This window comes from Pseudomonas carassii, from assembly GCF_036324045.1.
GTDB lineage: Bacteria > Pseudomonadota > Gammaproteobacteria > Pseudomonadales > Pseudomonadaceae > Aquipseudomonas > Aquipseudomonas peradeniyensis.
On sequence record NZ_JAZDCT010000048.1, the window covers coordinates 1 to 18,896 of the forward strand.

Consider the following 18,896-nt stretch of genomic DNA (forward strand, 5'->3'; position numbering starts at 1 on the left):
GCCCCCCCCCCGCCCCGCCCCCGGCCGGCGGAGCGGGCTGGCCCCGCGATTGGGTTTACAGGCCGAGCTTGGTCATGCGGGCGGTGACGGCCGCCTGTATGCCGGCCACATCCAGTCCACATTCAGCCAGCATCTGCGCAGGCTTGGCATGCTCGACATAGATATCCGGCAGGCCCAGGTGCAGCAGCGGCTTGACCACGCCCTCGCGGGCCAGGAACTCGCCGACGGCGGCGCCGGCGCCACCCATGATGGCGTTCTCCTCGATGGTCACCAGCAACTCATGGCTGGCGGCCATCTCCAGCACCAGGGCCTCGTCCAGCGGCTTGACGAAACGCATGTCGACCACGGTGGCGTCGATCTGCTCGGCCACCTGCAGGGCCTCGGTGAGTTGCACGCCGAACACCAGCAGGGCGACCTTGCCGCCCTGGCGGCGGACCACGCCCTTGCCGATCTCCAGCGGCTCGAGGTCGCCGCTGATCGGTGCATTCGGGCCGGTGCCGCGCGGGTAGCGCACGGCGGCCGGGCCCTTGTAGTGGTGGCCGGTGCTGAGCATCTTGCGCAGCTCGTTCTCGTCGCTGGGGGTCATCACCAGCATGCCGGGGATGCAGCGCAGGTACGACAGGTCGTAGGCGCCGGCATGGGTCGGGCCGTCCTCGCCGACCAGGCCGGCGCGGTCGATGGCGAACAGCACGTCGAGGTCCTGCACCGCCACGTCGTGGATCAGCTGGTCATAGGCGCGCTGCAGGAAGGTGGAGTAGATCGCCACCACCGGCTTGGCGCCCTCGCAGGCCATGCCCGCGGCAAAGGTCACCGCATGCTGCTCGGCAATGGCGACGTCGAAGTAGCGCTCGGGGTAGCGTTCGCTGAAATCGATCAGGTCCGAACCTTCCTTCATCGCCGGGGTGATGCCCACCAGGCGGTTGTCGGCGGCGGCCATGTCGCACAGCCACTGGCCGAACACGGCGGAATACTTCGGCCCGCTGGCCTTCTTCGGCGCCACTGGCTTGTCGGCCGGCTCCAGCTTGGTGATCGCGTGGTAGCCGATCGGGTCGACCTCGGCCGGGGCGAAGCCCTTGCCCTTCTTGGTGACCACGTGCAGGAACTGCGGGCCCTTGAGGTCGCGCATGTTGCGCAGGGTGGCGATCAGGGTCGGCAGGTCGTGGCCGTCGATCGGGCCGATGTAGTTCCAGCCCAGTTCCTCGAACAGGGTACCGGGCACCAGCATGCCCTTGGCGTACTCTTCGGTGCGGCGGGCGATCTCCCAGGCCCCGGGCAGACGCGACAGCACTTTCTTGCTGCCTTCGCGCATGCTGGCGTAGGTGCGGCTGGAGAGGATCTTGGCCAGGTAGTTGGACAGGCCGCCGACATTGCGTGAGATCGACATGTCGTTGTCGTTGAGGATGACCAGCATGTTGGCATCCACTTCCTGCGCGTGGTTCAGCGCCTCGAAGGCCATGCCGGCGGTCAGCGCGCCGTCGCCGATCACGGCGATCGACTTGCGCGGATCGTTCTGCAGGCGGGCGGCGATGGCCATGCCCAGCGCGGCGCTGATCGAGGTACTGGAGTGACCGACACCGAAGGTGTCGTACTCGCTCTCGCTGCGGCGCGGGAAGGCGGCGATGCCGTCCTTCTGGCGCAGGCTGAGCATGCGCTCGCGGCGGCCGGTGAGGATCTTGTGCGGGTAGGCCTGGTGGCCGACGTCCCACACCAGCCGGTCATCCGGGGTGTCGAAGACGTAGTGCAGGGCGATCGTCAGCTCGATGACGCCCAGGCCTGCACCAAAATGCCCACCGGTCTGCCCCACGGTATAGAGCAGGTCCTGGCGCAGCTCGTCGGCCAGGGTCTCCAGGTCGGCTTCGGCCAGCCGGCGCAGGCCGGCGGGCGTGTCGGCGCGGTCCAGCAATGGCGTGACCGGGCGTTCGCGGGGGATCTCTTGAAACGTCGTGGGCATCAGGCGTGTCGTTATAGGTGTGAAGACGCGGCAGTTTACCCCATTGTAGGAAAAGCTGCCCATTCGGACGGGTGTATGAGGGCCACCGGTGCGGCAGAGATCCTGTAGGAGCGGCCTTGTGTCGCGATAGGGCCGCACAGCGGCCCCGGCAATCTTTGCGTTAACGCTGAAATCTTGGGGTTGCTGCGCACCCCTTTCCGACCGGTCCGACGCCTCGGCAAGGCCGCTCCTACAGGGGGATGTGTCAGGCCTTAGTGGCGGCGCTCGACGATGTAGCGGGCCAGCGCCCGCAAAGGTTCGGCGTTCTCGCCAAAGCTCTCCAGCGCGGCCAGCGCCTGGTCGCGCAGCTCCAGGGCATAGGCCTTGGCCGCTTCCAGCCCGAGCAGCGCCGGGTAGGTCGGCTTGTCGCGGGCGATGTCGGCGCCCTGGCGCTTGCCCAGCGTCGCGGTGTCGCTCTCGACGTCGAGGATGTCGTCCTGCACCTGGAACGCCAGGCCGATGGCCTGTGCATAAGTCTGCAGGGCATCGAGCTGGGCCTGATCGGCGCGGGCGCTGGCCAGGGCGCCAAGGCGCACGCTGGCTTCGATCAGCGCGCCGGTCTTGTGCCGGTGCATGTATTCCAGGGCTTGCTGGTCGAGCTTGACGCCCACCGAGCCCAGGTCGATGGCCTGGCCGCCGACCATGCCGGCGGGGCCGGCGGCCCTGGCCAGGGCCTGGACCATCTGCAGGCGGATGGCGTCGGACTGCGGGCTCAGGCGCGAGTCGAGCAGGGCGCCGAAGGCCAGGCTCTGCAGACCGTCGCCGGCGAGGATCGCGCAGGCTTCATCGAACGCCTTGTGCGTGGTGGGCTGGCCGCGACGCAGGTCATCGTCGTCCATCGCTGGCAAGTCGTCATGCACCAGCGAGTAGGCGTGGATCAGTTCCACCGCGCAGGCCGCGCCGTTGGCATGCTCGGGCGGCACGCCGAAGGCTTCGCAGGCGGCATAGGCCAGCAGTGGGCGCACGCGCTTGCCGCCATTCATCACGCTGTAGCGCATGGCGGCGTAGAGGCGTTCGAGCTCCTTCGACGGCGCCTGGAACAGCGGTTCGAGGGCGGCGTCGACCCGTGCCTGGGCGCTCTGCTGGTACTGGGCGATCATGCCTCGGGCTCCGCGTCGAACGGCTGGGCGGCCAGTTCGCCGTCACGCTCCAGCAGGATCTGTACCTTCTGCTCGGCCTGGGCCAGGGCGCCCTGGCAATCGCGGGTCAGGGCGATGCCCTGCTCGAAGGCGGCCAGCGACTCTTCCAGCGACAGTTCGCCGTTCTCCAGGCGTTCGACCAGGGCTTGCAGGTCGGCGAGGGATTGTTCGAAATCGATGGAGGTTTTTTTGCGGGCCATGGCGACTGTCTCGGTGGCATTCAGAACGGCGCGACACTAGCAGAGCGGGGCAGGGGGAGCAAATTGCATGGGCCTATCGTTCGTCGCATTTTGTTGCACTTGTTCGGTGCGAGCCATCTTGCAATCGGCGATGCAATCGAATTGTGGGGGTGACGGCCCTCTGCCATAATCCGCGCGCTCTGGCCTGCGGGTCAGGGACCTTTCTTCCCGACGTCATGTAATGGACTACGTTGTGAGCTTCCTCTCGATCGAATTCGGCCTCTGTTTCACGCTGTTCTTCATGCTTTATTGGAGCCTGTGCTGGAGCGTGCGGCTGCAGAATCTGCTGCTGCTGACCGCCAGCTATGGCCTGGTGGCGAGCTTCAGCCTGCAGTCGCTGTACATCCTGCTGGGCTACAGCGCGCTGGTGTACCTGCTCGGCCTGCTGGCGGGGCGCTATCCCGGGCGCTGGTTCAGCCGCGTGCTGCTGCTGACGCTAGTGCTGGGCTGCTTCTACCTGTTCAAGTACCAGGAGTTCTTCGTCGGCGGCGCCCAGGGCGCCCTGGCGGCGGCCGGGTTCGAGGTGTCGCTGCCGCTGCTGGAAGTGCTGGTGCCGATCGGGCTGTCGTTCTACACCTTCCATTCGGTCAGCTACCTGGTGTCGATCAACCGCCGCGAGCTGGCGCCGGCGGCGCCGCTGGACTTGGCCCTGTACCTGGCGTTCTTCCCCAGCCTGGTGGCCGGGCCGGTCAACCGCGCCCTGCACATGCTGCCGCAGATCCGCCCACCGGCCATGCGCCAGGTGCTGGAGCCGCAGCGGGCGCTGGGGTTGATCGCCATGGCGGTGGTCAAGCTGTTCTTCCTCAGTGCCTGGCTGGGCAGCGAGTGGGTCGACCCGGTATTCGACACCCCGGGCAGCGCCAGCCCCGAGCAGGTGCTGTTGAGCGTGTACGGCTACAGCTTGCTGATCTACTTCAACTTCAGCGGCTACACCAACCTGGTCACCGGCATCGCCCTGCTGCTGGGCTTTCGTCTGCCGGACAACTTCGATGCGCCGTACGCCGCGCACAATCTCAAGGAATTCTGGGGGCGCTGGCACATCAGCCTGTCGCGCTTCATCCGCGACTACGTGTACATCCCGCTGGGCGGCAACCGCAAGGGCGCATGGCGCGGCAACCTGAACATGCTGCTGGCGATGCTGGTGTCCGGCCTGTGGCACGGGGCGAGCGTGAACTTCATCATCTGGGGCGCCCTGCATGGCGTCGGCCTGGCCATTTCCAAGCTGTTCAGCCAGTGGTTTCCGGGCTTCGCCCGGCTGCCGGGTTCCGGCCTGCTGGCGCGCCTGATGACCTTCCATTACGTGGCCTTCGCCTGGATCTTCTTCCGCAGCCCGACGCTGGACGGCGCGCTGGAGATGCTCGGCGACATCGGCCAGCTGAGCCTGGCGGGGCTGAACAGCGCCACGGGCCTGATGCTGTTGGCCTGCGTGTTGTTCGTGGCCAGTTATCCACAGTGGCTGGCGCTGTTGCGCCAGAGTGGCGCGCTGTTCCAGCGCCTGCCGTGGCAGCTGTATCCGATCCCGCTCGGGGTCGGTGTGTCGTTGGTGATTTTCGCTTCGCAGTCGGGCGTACCGGGGTTCATCTATGCAAGCTTCTGATAGCAAACAGCTGTTCCAGGTTCAGATGGGCGCCGCCCGTGGCTTGTATGCGATCGTGGTCACCACTGCATTGCTGTTCTGGCTGAACCAGGACTCGATCAAGCTCTACTGCCAGCAGAAGTACCACCAGAGCTGCGAGATACCGCTGCTGGGCCAGATGCCTGCCTGGCGCGCGGGGGCGCAGTTGACGGCGATGCTGGAAGCGCAGCGCGATGACCTGCTCGAGCAGTTGCTGCCCGCCGCGCAACTGGCCGAGGGGCCGGCGGTCGAGGTTCTGCCTGCACCGTTGCCGGTGGTCACGGTCGATCTGGAAACCCCGGCGGCCGTGGCCAAGCCGTTGCCACCGGTGTCGACGCCGGCGCATGTGCAGTCGACGCCTGCGCCGCTTCATGCGCCAGCCCCCGTCGTTGTCGCCCAGCCTGCGCCGCCCGCGTCTGCACCCGCGTTGCTGCAGCCGGGTACCGTGGCTTCGCTGGCCGCTGGCGACGAAGTGTTCCTGGTCGGCGACTCGCTGATGCAGGGCGTGGCGCCGCACCTGGCCAACAGCCTGCGCAAGCGCTACCAGATCCGTACCGTCAACCTCAGCAAGCAGAGCACCGGCCTTGCCTACCCGGGCTTCTTCAACTGGCCGAAGACCGTGGCCGACACCCTCGATCACGAACCCAACGTGCGCCTGATGGTGGTGTTCCTCGGCCCCAACGACCCCTGGGACATGCCCCAGGGCAAGGGCAAGCCGTTCCTGCGCTTCAAGTCGCCGGAGTGGGAGCTCGCCTACCGCGCCCGCATCGATTCGATCCTCGAGCAGGCCCGCGCGCACAACGTGCAGGTGATCTGGGTCGGGCCGCCGAACATGGAGAAGGCGCGACTGTCCACGGCCATGGGCTACCTCAGCGGGCTCTATCAGGAGCAGACCGCGCTGTTCGGCCAGCACTACGTCTCGGCCAACCCGATCCTCGGCTACGCCGACGCCAACTTCTCGTATACGGTGCAGACACCGCAGGGCAAGCGGGTCAAGGTACGGGTCGACGACGGTATTCATTTCACCATTACAGGCCAGAAGATGATCGCCGAACAGGTACTGTCGCTGATCAGTTTCCCGGGCCTGACCGTTACAGGACATTGAGATGCGCCAATGGCATCACCTACTGGGCCTGGCCCTGCTGATCAGCGCCGCGCCGGGTTGCAGTACCGGCGCCAACAGCGTGAGCGCCCAGCCCACGGCACGGCCCGCTGCCGCGCCCGCCGCCCGCCAGGACGGCAACCTCGCCTTGCTCGCCGGCAAGCTGCGCAGTGCCGGCCGGGCACCGGTTGCCATCGTCCAGCTGGGTGACTCGCACACCGCCGCCGACCTGTTCAGCGGCGAGTTGCGCAAACTGTTGCAGGCACGCTATGGCGATGGCGGCATCGGCCTGGTTCCGGCTTCGCCGGTGCCGGGGATCCGCAACGACCGGGTGATCATCAAGAGCGAGAAGCGCCAGTGGGAGCTGGTGTCGGCGCGCAACCAGCAGAGCCCGCAGTTCCCGTTGGGGGGCTACCTGTCGCTGCCGTTGGCCAATCGCGCCAGTGTCGTGTTGCAGGCGCGTGATGAGGATCGCCAGCGCTACAAGGTCTCGGCGTTGTACCAGTCGACCACCAGCACCAGCCTCTTCGTCAATGGCGGCCAGCGCCGCGTGCTGCCGGCCAGCAATGGCCAGTGGCGCTTCAGCCCGGCTTACGCCAATGTCGGCCTGCCGGTGCAGTTGAGTGTCGAGGGTGGCCGGGGTGTCGCTTTGGGTGGCTGGTACATCCAGGGGCAGAAGAATGCCGGGGTGACCTACTCGGCGCTGGGCATCAACGGTGCGCGCCTGGACGTGGTGGACAAGTGGCAGCCGGGCTGGCGCGACAGCCTCAAGGCCGTGCGGCCTGACTTGGTGATCCTGGCCTACGGCACCAATGAAGCGTTCGACGACAAGCTCGACCTGGCGCTGTATCAGACGCAACTGGACGCGACCCTCACGGGCCTGCGCAAGGACCTGCCACAGGCGGCGATCCTGCTGGTCGGGCCGCCGGATTCGATCAAACAGCGCAAGGCGCGCAGCTGCGCGGCGCGCCAGCCCCAACCGCTGGCCTCGGTGATCCGTATCCAGAAGCAGATGGCGCACAAGCACAAGGCGCTGTTCTGGGATTGGCAGGGTTTCATGGGCGGGCCGTGCTCGATCGCCGGCTGGCAGGCGGGTGGGCTGGCACGGCCGGATCTGGTGCACCTGACGGCTGATGGCTATCGCAAGAGTGCGGCGGGGTTGTATGAGTTTCTGAAGGGGCCGTTGGGGTTGCGTTGACGACAGCTTGATCGGCGGTGGGTTTTAGATTGTTGGGGCTGCTTTGCAGCCCATTCTCGGCACAAGGCCGCTCCTACAGGAGGTCGCGATCCCTTGTAGGAGCGGCCTTGTGCCGCGAAAGGGGCCGCGCAGCGGCCCCAGGATGATTCAGGCCGGCTCGGCCTGCAGCTCGACCATCGCCTCGCGATAGCGCGCCAGTTCCTCGATGGTCAGCACCGGCAGGTTGTACTGGCGGGCATACACCGCCACCTGCTCGCCGCGGGCCATGCTGCCGTCGGGGGTCATCAGTTCGCACAGTACCGCCGCCGGGCGCAGGCCGGCCAGGCGGGCCAGGTCCACCGAGCCTTCGGTGTGGCCGCGACGGGTCAGCACGCCGCCATCGCGAGCGCGTAGCGGGAACACATGGCCCGGGCTGACGATATGGCGTTCCTGGGCGGTCGAGCGCAGCGCGGCTTCGATGGTGGTGATGCGGTCCTGCGCCGACACGCCGGTGCTGACCCCTTGGGCCGCCTCGATGGTGACGGTGAAGCCGGTGCCATGACGGGCCTGGTTGTTCTGCACCATCGGCGCCAGCTGCAGGGCATCGACGGTGGCTTCGTCCAGGCACAGGCAGACGATGCCGCTGCAATCGCGGATCATCATGGCCATGGTCTGCAGCGAAAGGTTCTCGGCGGCGGCGACGATATCGGCTTCGTCCTCGCGGTCGTCGTCGTCAAGCAGCAGCACGGGGCGCCCGGCCTGGAAGGCGGCGATGGCGGCGCTGACGTTAGGGAATTGCTTGTTGAGCAAGGTGGACATGAAACGCTCCTCGTGAATGATCGATGAACGTCTCGGGGCGAACAAAATGCGCGCGCAGGGGCACCCGGACGGCCCCTGCCAAACGCCTTCTTTCATCCGGACTATGACCGTCGGCTCTGGAGTCGCACCAGATCTGCTGACCCCCAGCATGGCTGGGGCGCTCGCGGGCTCATCTTTCGATTTACCGCCGGTGGGGACTTTCACCCCGCCCTGAAGACCGGCCAAGCATACAGCACTGTGCCTGCGGGCTGGCAAGCCCTACGACTTTAGTTGCTGCCAGTCCAGTCCGAAGCGCGCCAGGTACTTGCGCAGGCGGTCGGCGTCGTTGGGGTTGGCTTTCTCCTGTCGCGATACCGCGAACAGCTGGCGCCCGGCTTCTGACAGGCTCGGCGCGCGGCGGCAGACCTCGATGACCGCCTGCAACTGCACCTGGTCGAACAAGTCGAGTGCGCGGTCGGCCAAAAGTGGCTCGCTGGCCGACTCCAGGCCCCATGCATAGCGCAGCCGGGCAATCTCTTCCTCGACCATTTCCTCATCGATACGCCCGCTGTCGGCCAGGGTCGCCATGCGCGTGATCGACGCCGACAGCTCGCGGAAGTTGCCGGCCCAGCGGGCCTCGCCGGCATGGGCGAAGGCCAGGTAGCGGCGCTTGGCCTCGAGGTTGAAGCGCACCTGGCGCCCTTGTTCGCGGGCATGGCGCTGCAACTCGAAATCGAGGTTCGGCTCGATGTCCTCGCGGCGTTCGGCCAGGCCCGGGAGGGCGAAGGTCCACAGGTTGATGCGAGCGAACAGGTCCTCGCGGAACGAGCCGTCGGCGACCTTGGCGCGCAGGTCGCGGTGGGTGCCGGCGATCAGCTGGAAGTCGCTTTCCACTTCGCGGTCCGCGCCCAGCGGGAAGAAGCGTTTTTCCTCGATGGCCTTGAGCAGCATGGCCTGTTCGTCGGCGCCCAGTTCACCGATTTCGTCGAGAAACAGCATGCCGCCGTCGGCGGCGCGCAGCAGGCCGTCGCGGGCGTTCTGGGCGCCGGTGAAGGCGCCCTTGGCGTGACCGAACAGGGTCGACATGGCGCCGTCGCCGCGCAGGGTGGCGCAGTTTACCTCGATGAAGCGCCCACCCAGCTGATGGCGCCCGCGCTTGAGCTCATGGACGCGGCGGGCCAGGAACGACTTGCCGGCGCCGGTCGGGCCGACCAGCAGCATGGGGGCCTTCGAGCGCAGGGCGACCCGCTCGATCTGTTCGATGGTGCGGTTGAAATCCGGGTTGCGCGTGGCGATGCCGGACTTGAGCAGCGACTGTCCCTCGACCTGCTCGCGGCGAAAGCGCGAGGCGATCGGGTCGTAGCGCGACAGGTCGAGGTCGATCAGGGTGGCGATGCCGGCCGGGTCGCTGTTTTCGTCCTGCTTGCGCGAGGGCGAGGTCTGCACCAGGCGCGCCGGCAGGTAGCGCGCCTCGGTGAGCAGGAACCAGCAGATCTGCGCGACGTGGGTACCGGTGGTGATGTGCACCAGGTAGTCCTCGTGCTCGGTGTCGAAGCTGTAGCCGCTGGCGAAGTCGTGCAAGGCGCCGTAGACCTCCTCGAAGTCCCACGGGTTGCGCAGCGCCAGCGGGTGCAGGCGCACCTCGGTGCCGGGCGAGACCTGCTGGATGTCGCCGCGAATGCGGTCGGCCAGGCTCTGGTCGCGCGCGCTGGGGCCGTGGATCAGTTCCAGGCGGTCCAGGGGCAGGTCGGCTTGCTGGCACAGGCCGATGGTCGGCCGCCAGCGGTTCCAGCGTGCGGCGCCCTTGCCGTTGCGGTCGAGGGTGGTGCCGAGGAAGCCGATGGCGACGAGTGGCTTGCTCATCCTTGATTATCCTTGAAGATAAATTGGTATCTGATGGTATACGAAAAACTGAATGCCCATGTGTCATTCGAACTGTGCTCGAATTAATCAGACAAAAATAAATCTATATAAAACAATTACTTAGATAATTTTATCAGTGCCGAATGAAAACCTGGCACGCCGCTCGCAATAACCCTCTCGACCGCATCGCCAGGCAGGCCCTCGGGACAGGGGAACCCCCCGCCGGTGCACGTACCCACCTTCAGGTGTCGGTGTCGTGCATGCCGCCGCCGCAACGACCGGTCATTGCTGCGCTGGACCCCTGGAAAGGCCGTCGCAGACGCTCGCCGGGCAACGCCCCGGCACTACCCTCCTAAGGTAGCTGTAACCGCAACACCCGCCGGTGGGGCACAGGCAACGCAAGCAGGGCCAGGACGGCCCGTCACTGCGAAGGACGCCTGGCCCGCCGCTGGCCCACCCGGCTCGCCGGCCGGGCTTGGCGCAACGATGGCGGCCGCTGGAGCAAGGCTCCCGGCCCCGGACTCCGCCAGGCTTCGCTCGCGACGCTCGCTGGGTTGGCGACCACCGGCAACCAAGGACATTGAACAAAGGATGAGCAAGATGAACATGTTGAAGCGCTTTGTAGTGAAGAAGAACGAACACGGCCTGTTGCTGAACGATGGCGATTTCGAGGCGATCCTCGAGCCGGGCCAGTACAAGCGTTTCGATTGGCAGGGGCGGCTGACGCTGAAGACCTGCCCCCAGGATTCTCCGCTGCACGACTATCCCCTCGAGCGCTATCTGCGCCAACATGAGCCGGCGTTGGTCGAGCAGTATTTCCTTACCCTGGACATGGCCGAAAACGAAGTGGGCTTGCGTTTCGAGGATGGCCAGTTGAAAGAGCTGCTGGCAGCGGACAGCCGCCGCCTGCAATGGAAAGGCCAGACCCGGCAGAGCCTGACGCGGATCGACCTGGCCCAGGGGCGGCGCCTGGACGCCGAACTGCTGGCACGCCTGAACAAACCGGGAATCGCCGGCATGGACAACGTGCTGCTGGTGACGGTGCCGACCTTCAGTGTCGGTGTGCTGCGCATCGACGGTGTCGTGGTCGACCTGCTGCAGGCCGGGCAGCACGGTTTCTGGCGCTGCGGCGCCCAGGTGGTGGTGGACACTGTGGACACGCGTCGTCCGGTTTCGGACGTCAACGTACGGGAGTTGCTCGCCCGGGGCATGGACCAGCACCTGGTATGCATGGACCTGAGCGAGCATGAGGTTGGGCTGCGCTTCGAGGACGGCAAGCTGGTCGAAGTGCTGCCGCCGGACAGCCGCCGCGCCTACTGGAAAGACCAGGCCAGGCACGAGCTGCAACGTCTCGACCTGACCCACGGCCAGCGCCTGGACGCCGAGTTGGTGACCCGCCTGAACCGTCCGGGTATCGCCGGCATGGACCATGTACTGCTGGCGCTGGTGCCGGCCTTCCATGTCGGCGTGCTGAAGATCGACGGCGTGGTGGCTGGGTTGCTCGAGCCCGGGCAGCATGGCTACTGGCGTTGCGGCAGCCAGGTAGCGGTGGAAATGGTCGACACCCGCCTGCAGGCGCTGGAGGTGAGCGGCCAGGAGATTCTCACCCGCGACAAGGTCAACCTGCGCCTGAGCCTGGTGGCCAACTGGCGTTATACCGACGTGCTCGGTGCCCATGGGCAGATGAGCAAGCCGGTTGAGCACCTGTACCGCGAGCTGCAGTTCGGCCTGCGTGCGGCGGTGGGCACCCGGACCCTCGATGAGCTGTTGGAGAACAAACAACTGATCGACGACAGCGTTACCGAGCACCTGCAGGCGCAGTTGCCGGGCAGTGGCCTGGAGGTGGGCAGCCTCGGGCTGCGCGACATCATCCTGCCGGGCGAAATGAAGACCCTGCTGGCACAGGTGGTGGAGGCGGAAAAGGCCGCCCAGGCCAACGTGATCCGGCGCCGCGAGGAAACCCAGGCGACCCGTTCGCTGCTCAACACCGCCAAGGTGATGGAAGGCAATCCGACGGCCCTGCGCCTGAAGGAGCTGGAAACCCTGGAGCGGGTGGCCGAGCGTATCGACCGGATTTCGGTGTTCGGTGGCCTGGATCAGGTATTGAATGGAATGGTCAGCCTCAAGGCGGGTTGACCCTTTGCGACATGACGTAGCGCAACAAGGAACAAGGCAATGAACATACTCGAAGTGGCGGGCGGCAAGCCGATCAAACTGTGGACCGACGGTGTGCCGGTCGAGGACGACGCCCGCAAGCAGCTGATGAACACGGCGAAGATGCCGTTCATCTTCAAACACCTGGCGGTAATGCCGGATGTGCACCTGGGCAAGGGCTCGACCATCGGCAGCGTGATCCCCACCGTGGGCGCGATCATCCCGGCGGCGGTGGGCGTGGACATCGGCTGCGGCATGATCGCCGCGCGCACCTCGCTGCACGCCCGCGACCTGCCGGACAACCTGCACGGTCTGCGCACGGCCATCGAGAAGGCCGTGCCCCATGGCAAGACCTTCGGTCATCGCGACCAGGGCGCCTGGGACAATGTGCCGAACCAGGCCGACCAGGTGTGGAGCGGCCTGGCCGGGCGCTTCAAGGCGATCACCGACAAGCACCCGCGGCTGGAGAAGACCAACAACCGCCAGCACCTGGGGACACTGGGGGGCGGCAACCACTTCATCGAGGTCTGCCTGGACGAGGCCGACCGGGTCTGGTTCATGCTGCACAGCGGATCGCGTGGTGTGGGTAACGCCATCGGCAACCTGTTCATCGAACTGGCCCAGGCCGACATGCGCCAGCACATGGTCAACCTGCCGGACCGCGACCTGGCGTATTTCGAGGAAGGCAGCCGGCACTTCGCCGACTATGTCGAGGCGGTCGAGTGGGCGCAGGACTTCGCCCGGCACAACCGCGAGCTGATGATGCAGGCGGTGGTTGCCGCCACCCGCAAGGTGCTGGGCAAACCGTTCGAGGCCAGCCTCGAGGCGGTCAACTGCCACCACAACTATGTGCAGAAGGAACAGCACTTCGGTCGTGAGGTGCTGGTGACCCGCAAGGGCGCGGTGTCGGCGCAGAAGGGCCAGCTGGGCATCATTCCCGGCTCCATGGGCGCCAAGAGCTTCATCGTCCGTGGCCTGGGCAACGAGGAGGCGTTCTGTTCGTGCAGTCACGGCGCGGGCCGGGTGATGAGCCGTACCAAGGCCAAGAGCCGCTTCACCGTCGAGGACCAGCAGCGCGCCACCGCCCATGTGGAGTGCCGCAAGGACAAGGATGTGATCGACGAGATCCCGATGGCCTACAAGGACATCGATGCGGTGATGCAGGCCCAGCGGGAATTGGTAGAAGTAGTGCACACCTTGCGTCAGGTAGTGTGCGTGAAAGGTTGAAACGGGCGCCGCTTGGCGCCCTGTACAAGGAACGAAGACATGTATCAGGACGACCCCCACCCATTGCCCGAGGCCATGCGCGCCCGGGTGCTCGATGAACTGCAACGTATCGAGCGCGAGCACGAGGTGAGCGTGCTCTATGCCTGCGAGTCCGGCAGCCGTGCCTGGGGCTTCGCTTCGCCGGACAGCGATTACGATGTGCGCTTCGTCTATGTGCCGCGCAACGACTGGTACCTGCGGGTGGACGAGCCTCGCGATGTGATCGAGCGGCCGCTGAGCGACGAGCTGGACATCAGCGGCTGGGAGCTGCGCAAGACCCTGCGCCTGATGCGCGGCGCCAACCCGAGCTTGCTCGAGTGGCTGGGTTCGCCGCTGGTGTACCGTGCCGACGCCGAAGCTACCGGGCGTTTGCGCGAGCTGGGCGAGGCGTTCTATTCACCACGCGCGGTGCGCCACCACTACCTGTCGATGGCGCGCAAGAACCTGCGCGGCTACCTGATGGGCGAGACGGTGCGTTTCAAGAAGTACCTGTATGTGCTGCGGCCGTTGCTGGCGGTGCGCTGGATCGACCAGGGGCTGGGCATGCCGCCGACGGCGTTCGCCGCGCTGATGGCGCGTACCGTCGATGACCCGCGGCTGCAGGCGGCGATCGACGCGCTGCTGGCTGTGAAGCGTCGCAGTGGCGAGGCCGAGCACGGACCGCGGGATGAGGTGTTGCACGAGTTCATCGAGGCCGAGCTGGCACGGGCTGATGAGGCGCGGGAGGTGCCGGTGATACGGGGTGACAGCGGCTTGCTGGATGGGTTTCTGCGGGAGACTGTGCACAAGTACCCTGCATGACTGGGTAAACACGTAACTCATTGACTTAGCGAGATCCTGTGGGAGCGGGTTTACCCGCGAAGAATCCAGCACGGTGTATGGCACCGGCTGCGCCGGTGTTCGCGGACAGGCCAGCTCCCACAGAGGTACAGTGTCCTGGGCGATCTCCCATGCACTGCTGCGCAAGCATGTGGATATTTCAGCGACTGATGAACATCCCGCCGGCTTCGGTGCGCACGCGCAGGCCATGGCTCTCGCTCAGCATGGCCAGGGCCAGTGGCAGGTCATCGACCGGGAAGCTGCCGGAGACCCGCAACTCGGCCACGGCCGGATCGCAGACCAGGCGCTGGTCGCCGTAGCGCATCAATTCCTGGGCCCACTGCAAGAGCGGCATGTCGTCGACCACCAGCAAGCCATTGCGCCAGGCCAGCTGGGTGTCGCGGGCGATTTCCACCAGGCCAAGCCGGTCGTGGTCGAAGCGCACCTGTGAGCCTGCGCGGATCACGGTGCCACTGCCGGCCTCGGGGGTGACGCGCACGGCGCCTTCATAGACCGCCAGTTGGGTCTCGCGAGAGAGCTGGCGCACGCTGAAGCGGGTGCCCAGCGCCTGCATCAGGCCGTGCTCGGTCCGCACCCGCAACGGCCGCGACGGGTCCGCCGCCGTGACGATAGATACCTCGCCACGGCGCAGGTGGAGCAGGCACTCCTCGGCCGAATACGCCACTCGCAGCTCGCTGTGGCTGTTGAGGGTGACCTGGGTGCCATCGCTCAGCAGCAGTTCGCGGCGCTCGCCCACTGCGGTCTGGTAGTCGACACCCTCCTGGGTCTGCCGCCACGCCCACCAGCCCAGCGGGGCTGCGCCGATCAGCACCAGCAGGCCACGCAGCACGGTGCGCCGGCTGCTGTCCTGCGGCCGAACCAGGGTTTGCCGGGCGAGGGTCGGCGGCAGGGTGCCGAGGCGGGTCAGCAGGCGCTGGGCACGCTTCCAGGCACGTTCGTGGTCCGGGTCGCGGCGCCGCCAGCGTTCCAGTTCGAGCTGTTGCGCTGGCGTCAGCGGGCCTTCCTGCATCAGCAGCAACCAGGCGGCGGCCTCGGCAAGTACGGCCTGGGCAATGGCGGGCTGTTCACTCATCGGGCATCTGGCTCAGGCAGGCCATGTAGCCCTCATGGATGTACTTCTTCACCGTCGGCAGCGCGATGTTCAGGGCCTGGGCAATGTCTTTCTGTTTCATGCCGTCCAGGGTGGCCATCAGGAATGCCTGGCTGACCCGTGGGCGCAGGCCGTCGAGCACCGCGTCGATCTCGTGCAGGGTCTCGAGGATGACGCTCTGCTGCTCGGGCGACGGCTGCAGCGCCTCGGGCACCAGCGCCAGCGCCTCGAGCCAGGCCTGTTCCAGCGAATGGCGTCGGCGCCAGCTGACCAGCACGCAGTTGGCGATGCGTGTCAGGTAGGCGCGAGGCTGGCGCAAGGTGTCGGGCTGGTTGCTGTCGCGGCTGGCGAGCACCCGCACGAAGATGTCCTGGGCCAGGTCGTCGGCCACGCCGCGCCCCCAGGAGCGCAACCGGTACGCCAGCCAGCCGCGCAACCAGGCATGGTGCTCGATGTACAGTGTGGTGACGGCGCACTGCTCGGCGGACTGGGATGGGGACTTGAAAAGGGTCATGGCTGGGAGGCGTCAGGGTGTAAATGCAAACAATTATCACTAGATTTGGTTAAATCACAAGATCAAGTGAAAATGCGAATCGCACGCATATACCTTTTTCGCCGTCATGCGACAGAAGGGGTGCAAGCCCGCATCGAGTGCCGGGCACTGACCTCACGAGCGAGAAAAGCATGCCCGCAATACGTCGGCTTTCCCCTGTTTCGCGTCCTTCGCAACGCTTGTCCCCGATCAGCTTCGCCGTGCGTTGCGCGATGCTCGGCTGCCTGATGGGCACGGCTTCGACCCTGGCCCAGGCCGCCGAGTCCCCGGCCGTGGCGTCCACCCGGCTCGACGATGCCACGCCACGCGACTACGACATCGCCCAGGGGCCGCTGGGCACCGCGTTGGGTGTGTTCGCCAGCCAATCGGGCCTGCTGCTGTCCTATGACCCCGAGCTGACCCGCGGCCGCGCCGCGCCGGCGCTCAAGGGGCGCTATACCGTGCAGGAAGGGGCCCGGCGCTTGCTGGTCAACAGCGGCCTGCAACTGCTGGCAAACTCGCGGGGTGCGTACATCCTTATCCCGCAGGCCCAGGCATCGGCGATGGCGACGGAACTGACGCCGACCATGGTCGCGGCCAGCGAACTGGTTGACCCACAGCGCGACACCTACCGCGCGCCGCGCTCGACGGTGCACCTGTCACGCGAGGACCTCGACCGCTTCAGCACGGTCTCGGTGGGCGACATGCTCAAGGGCGTGGCCGGCGTGCAGGTAGGCGACAGCCGTAATGGCGGCGCGCTGGACGTCAACATCCGCGGCATCCAGGGGCAGAGCCGGGTGGCGGTCAGGGTCGATGGCTCGGAGCAGGCGGTGGATGTCTACCGGGGCTACGGCGGCACCCAGCAGCGCAGCTACATCGACCCCGACCTGATCAGCAGCGTCACGGTAAACAAGGGCCCCAGTACCCGCTCGGGAGCGATCGGCGGCTCGGTGGAGATGAAGACCATTGGAGTCGATGACATCCTGGTCGATGGCAAGGATGTCGGCGTGCGCCTGACCGGCAACCTGTGGAACAACGGCGTGGAGCCCGAGCACCGCAACCGTAACTCCAGGGACGAGGACCTGAGCGCGGTGCCACGCGACGAACGCGGCAGCCTGTTCGGCTCCAAGGCCGAGTCCGGCAGCGCCGCCTTCGGCTACTCCCATGAACGCTTCGACCTGGTGGCGGCTTATGCGCACCGCAACCAGGGCAACTATTTCTCCGGCAAGAAAGGTCAGGATCGCTACCGTCTCTACGACCGCGACGGTGACGAACAGCCGAGTGTCGCCAACACCTACAACGCTGGCGAGGAGGTGCTCAACTCGTCGTTCGAGACCGACTCCTACCTGCTCAAGACCACTTGGCGGCTGGCCGACGACCACACCCTGGACCTGGGCTACCGCCGCTTCGACGGACACATGGGCGAGATCATGCCGTCGGACATCTTCCGCTACGGCACCGCCGGCATCTACCAGTACCCCACCAGCGAAATCCAGATCGACACCTACACCGCCCGCTATCACTACCTACCCGAGGGCAATCCGTGGGTGGACCTCACCAGCAGGCTGTGGCTGACCGACTCGAAGACCAGTACCTTGAGCGCGGCCTGGATGGCGCCCAAGTCGCAGCTGTACCGTACCGACCGCGCCTGGTCCCGCCAGGACAACCGCCGCATCGGCGGCGACCTGAATAACGTTTCGCGCTTCACAACCGCCCATGGCGATTTCAAGCTCGACCTGGGCGGCGCCTTCCAGCTCGAGGACCTGCAGCCGCAGAAGAGCGTGGTCTCCACCCAGCACGACATCAACGCCAACCGCATGCTGCGCGATGCCTCGCGTCAGGAGTTCAGCTTCAACGGCAACCTGGAATACAAACCCATTGAAACACTGACGCTGTGGGGCGGCGGCCGCTATGCCCACTACCAGACCAAGGACAACACCGTGCTGGCCGAGGCGCGCCGCGAGGAGCGGGAAATGCGCTGGATCACCGCCAGCAGCCCGGGGCATTGGGGCAGCATGATGTGGTTCCCTGACCAGAACGGTCAGTACACCGACGCCACCGACCCACGCCTGAACAACGGCATCGTCTTCGAGAACAGCAACGAGCCGTTCAATGGCGTGCCGTTCAACGAGTCCGGCGCGACCAATGTGCAAGTCCACCCCGAAGGCATCAGCAACGTGGTCACCGGCTACGACTACACCCCGCAGGGCAAGAGCCGCGGCGGTGGCTTCGCACCGGCCTTCGGTATCAATTTCGAGTTCCTCCCGGACACCTTCGTCTATGCCTCCTACACCGAGGGCCTGCGCCTGCCTTCGCTGTTCGAGACCAGCCAGGGCACCCAGCAGGTCACTCCGGGCAAGCACCTCAAGCCCGAGCGCTCGCGCAGCTGGGAAGTGGGTGTGAGTGCCTTGCGCAGCGACCTGTTGACCGCGGGCGACGAGGCGTCGGCCAAGCTGGCCTGGTTCGACAACGACATCAAGAACTACATCACCCGCTACTACGACCCGAGCCCGGGCCTGTGGGGGCAGATGACCTTCAGCAACACCGACAGCTTCCACACCCGTGGCCTGGAACTGCAGTCGCACTACGATGCCGGGCGCGTGTTCGCCGACCTCTCGGCCACCTACTACCTGATGACCGAGACCTGCGACGCGGCCTTCGCCGCCAAGCTGCGCGCCAGCGCCAATCGCTACCAGCGCACCCAGGACACCCCGGACTGCACGTCAGGCAGCTACATGGGCTCGTACACCAACACCCAGAACCCGCCACGCTTCTCGGCCAACCTGCTCGGCGGGATGCGTTTCTTCGACGAGGCGCTGACCGTGGGCGGACGCATGACCTACAGCTCGGGGCCGACCGCGCAGATGGACAAACCCTGGCAGACCGGCGCGACCACGCCGCAGATCGACTACCGCTCGGTGGCGTTGTTCGACCTGTTCCTCAAGTACAAGCTGCTGGAGCACACCGAGCTGAATGTGTCGGTGCAGAACCTGACGGATCGTTATTACCTGGACCCGCTGGCGCAGAGCTTCATGCCGGCACCGGGGCGTACCTGGCGGGTGGGGATGGTGGCGCGCTTCTGAGGAACGCG

The 18,896-nt window shown here is 66.3% G+C and carries 14 protein-coding genes and 1 riboswitch; of the genes, 7 read left to right on the plus strand and 7 right to left on the minus strand.

What is annotated here, in order from left to right; all coding sequences use genetic code 11:
* Window positions 1-55: 55 nt before the first annotated feature.
* From dxs to V0R62_RS24635, 3 genes are all read right to left on the minus strand, one after another.
* The gene (gene dxs / locus V0R62_RS24625; protein ID WP_330105561.1) at window positions 56-1,951 is read right to left on the minus strand and encodes a 1-deoxy-D-xylulose-5-phosphate synthase; all 1,896 of its coding nucleotides are present in this window, start codon (window positions 1,949-1,951) and stop codon (window positions 56-58) included.
* A 251-nt stretch (window positions 1,952-2,202) separates the two neighbouring features.
* The gene (ispA, locus tag V0R62_RS24630; protein WP_330105562.1) at window positions 2,203-3,090 is read right to left on the minus strand and encodes a (2E,6E)-farnesyl diphosphate synthase; all 888 of its coding nucleotides are present in this window, start codon (window positions 3,088-3,090) and stop codon (window positions 2,203-2,205) included.
* Window positions 3,087-3,329, minus strand: coding sequence for an exodeoxyribonuclease VII small subunit (locus tag V0R62_RS24635; protein ID WP_028690287.1), 243 nt, complete (start codon window positions 3,327-3,329; stop codon window positions 3,087-3,089). The genes ispA and V0R62_RS24635 overlap by 4 nt, the downstream gene beginning before the upstream one ends.
* Before the next feature lie 220 nt (window positions 3,330-3,549).
* Between V0R62_RS24635 and V0R62_RS24640 the strand changes: the two genes are divergently transcribed.
* Genes V0R62_RS24640 through V0R62_RS24650 form a run of 3 tightly spaced genes read left to right on the plus strand, consistent with a single transcriptional unit; the run spans window position 3,550 to window position 7,283 of the window.
* The gene (locus V0R62_RS24640; protein ID WP_330105563.1) at window positions 3,550-4,965 is read left to right on the plus strand and encodes an MBOAT family O-acyltransferase; all 1,416 of its coding nucleotides are present in this window, start codon (window positions 3,550-3,552) and stop codon (window positions 4,963-4,965) included.
* Complete coding sequence (locus V0R62_RS24645) at window positions 4,952-6,088, plus strand: SGNH/GDSL hydrolase family protein (RefSeq protein WP_330105564.1); 1,137 nt, start codon at window positions 4,952-4,954, stop codon at window positions 6,086-6,088. The genes V0R62_RS24640 and V0R62_RS24645 overlap by 14 nt, the downstream gene beginning before the upstream one ends.
* A gap of 1 nt (window position 6,089) precedes the next feature.
* Window positions 6,090-7,283, plus strand: coding sequence for an SGNH/GDSL hydrolase family protein (locus tag V0R62_RS24650; protein WP_330105565.1), 1,194 nt, complete (start codon window positions 6,090-6,092; stop codon window positions 7,281-7,283).
* Between the two features lie 147 nt (window positions 7,284-7,430).
* Here V0R62_RS24650 and ribB read toward each other — a convergent pair whose 3' ends face one another.
* On the minus strand, window positions 7,431-8,081 hold the full coding sequence (ribB, locus tag V0R62_RS24655) for a 3,4-dihydroxy-2-butanone-4-phosphate synthase (RefSeq protein ID WP_330105566.1): 651 nt from the start codon (window positions 8,079-8,081) through the stop codon (window positions 7,431-7,433).
* Window positions 8,082-8,161: 80 nt separating this feature from the next.
* Window positions 8,162-8,303, minus strand: a riboswitch (FMN riboswitch).
* A 36-nt stretch (window positions 8,304-8,339) separates the two neighbouring features.
* Window positions 8,340-9,923: an RNA repair transcriptional activator RtcR gene (gene rtcR, locus V0R62_RS24660; RefSeq protein WP_330105567.1), complete on the minus strand. Its 1,584-nt coding sequence runs from the start codon at window positions 9,921-9,923 to the stop codon at window positions 8,340-8,342.
* Between the two features lie 1,017 nt (window positions 9,924-10,940).
* Here rtcR and V0R62_RS24665 point away from each other — a divergent pair.
* The 3 genes from V0R62_RS24665 to V0R62_RS24675 are packed head-to-tail and all read left to right on the plus strand — an operon-like array spanning window position 10,941 to window position 14,144.
* Window positions 10,941-12,059: a slipin family protein gene (locus V0R62_RS24665; protein WP_330105579.1), complete on the plus strand. Its 1,119-nt coding sequence runs from the start codon at window positions 10,941-10,943 to the stop codon at window positions 12,057-12,059.
* Window positions 12,060-12,098: 39 nt separating this feature from the next.
* Window positions 12,099-13,304, plus strand: coding sequence for an RtcB family protein (locus V0R62_RS24670; RefSeq protein WP_330105568.1), 1,206 nt, complete (start codon window positions 12,099-12,101; stop codon window positions 13,302-13,304).
* 39 nt (window positions 13,305-13,343) lie between these two features.
* The gene (locus V0R62_RS24675) at window positions 13,344-14,144 is read left to right on the plus strand and encodes a nucleotidyltransferase domain-containing protein (RefSeq protein WP_330105569.1); all 801 of its coding nucleotides are present in this window, start codon (window positions 13,344-13,346) and stop codon (window positions 14,142-14,144) included.
* Between the two features lie 178 nt (window positions 14,145-14,322).
* On the opposite strand, the gene V0R62_RS24680 is transcribed toward V0R62_RS24675, so the two are convergent.
* Together V0R62_RS24680 and V0R62_RS24685 are read right to left on the minus strand one after the other, a co-directional pair.
* Entirely contained in the window at window positions 14,323-15,255 is a 933-nt protein-coding gene (locus V0R62_RS24680; RefSeq protein ID WP_330105570.1) for a FecR family protein, read from the minus strand.
* Window positions 15,248-15,787, minus strand: a complete 540-nt coding sequence (locus V0R62_RS24685) for a sigma-70 family RNA polymerase sigma factor (protein ID WP_330105571.1) — start codon at window positions 15,785-15,787, stop codon at window positions 15,248-15,250. The genes V0R62_RS24680 and V0R62_RS24685 overlap by 8 nt, the downstream gene beginning before the upstream one ends.
* Before the next feature lie 170 nt (window positions 15,788-15,957).
* Here V0R62_RS24685 and V0R62_RS24690 point away from each other — a divergent pair, with 170 nt between their 5' ends.
* Window positions 15,958-18,888, plus strand: coding sequence for a TonB-dependent receptor (locus V0R62_RS24690; protein WP_330105572.1), 2,931 nt, complete (start codon window positions 15,958-15,960; stop codon window positions 18,886-18,888).
* Window positions 18,889-18,896: the final 8 nt, after the last annotated feature.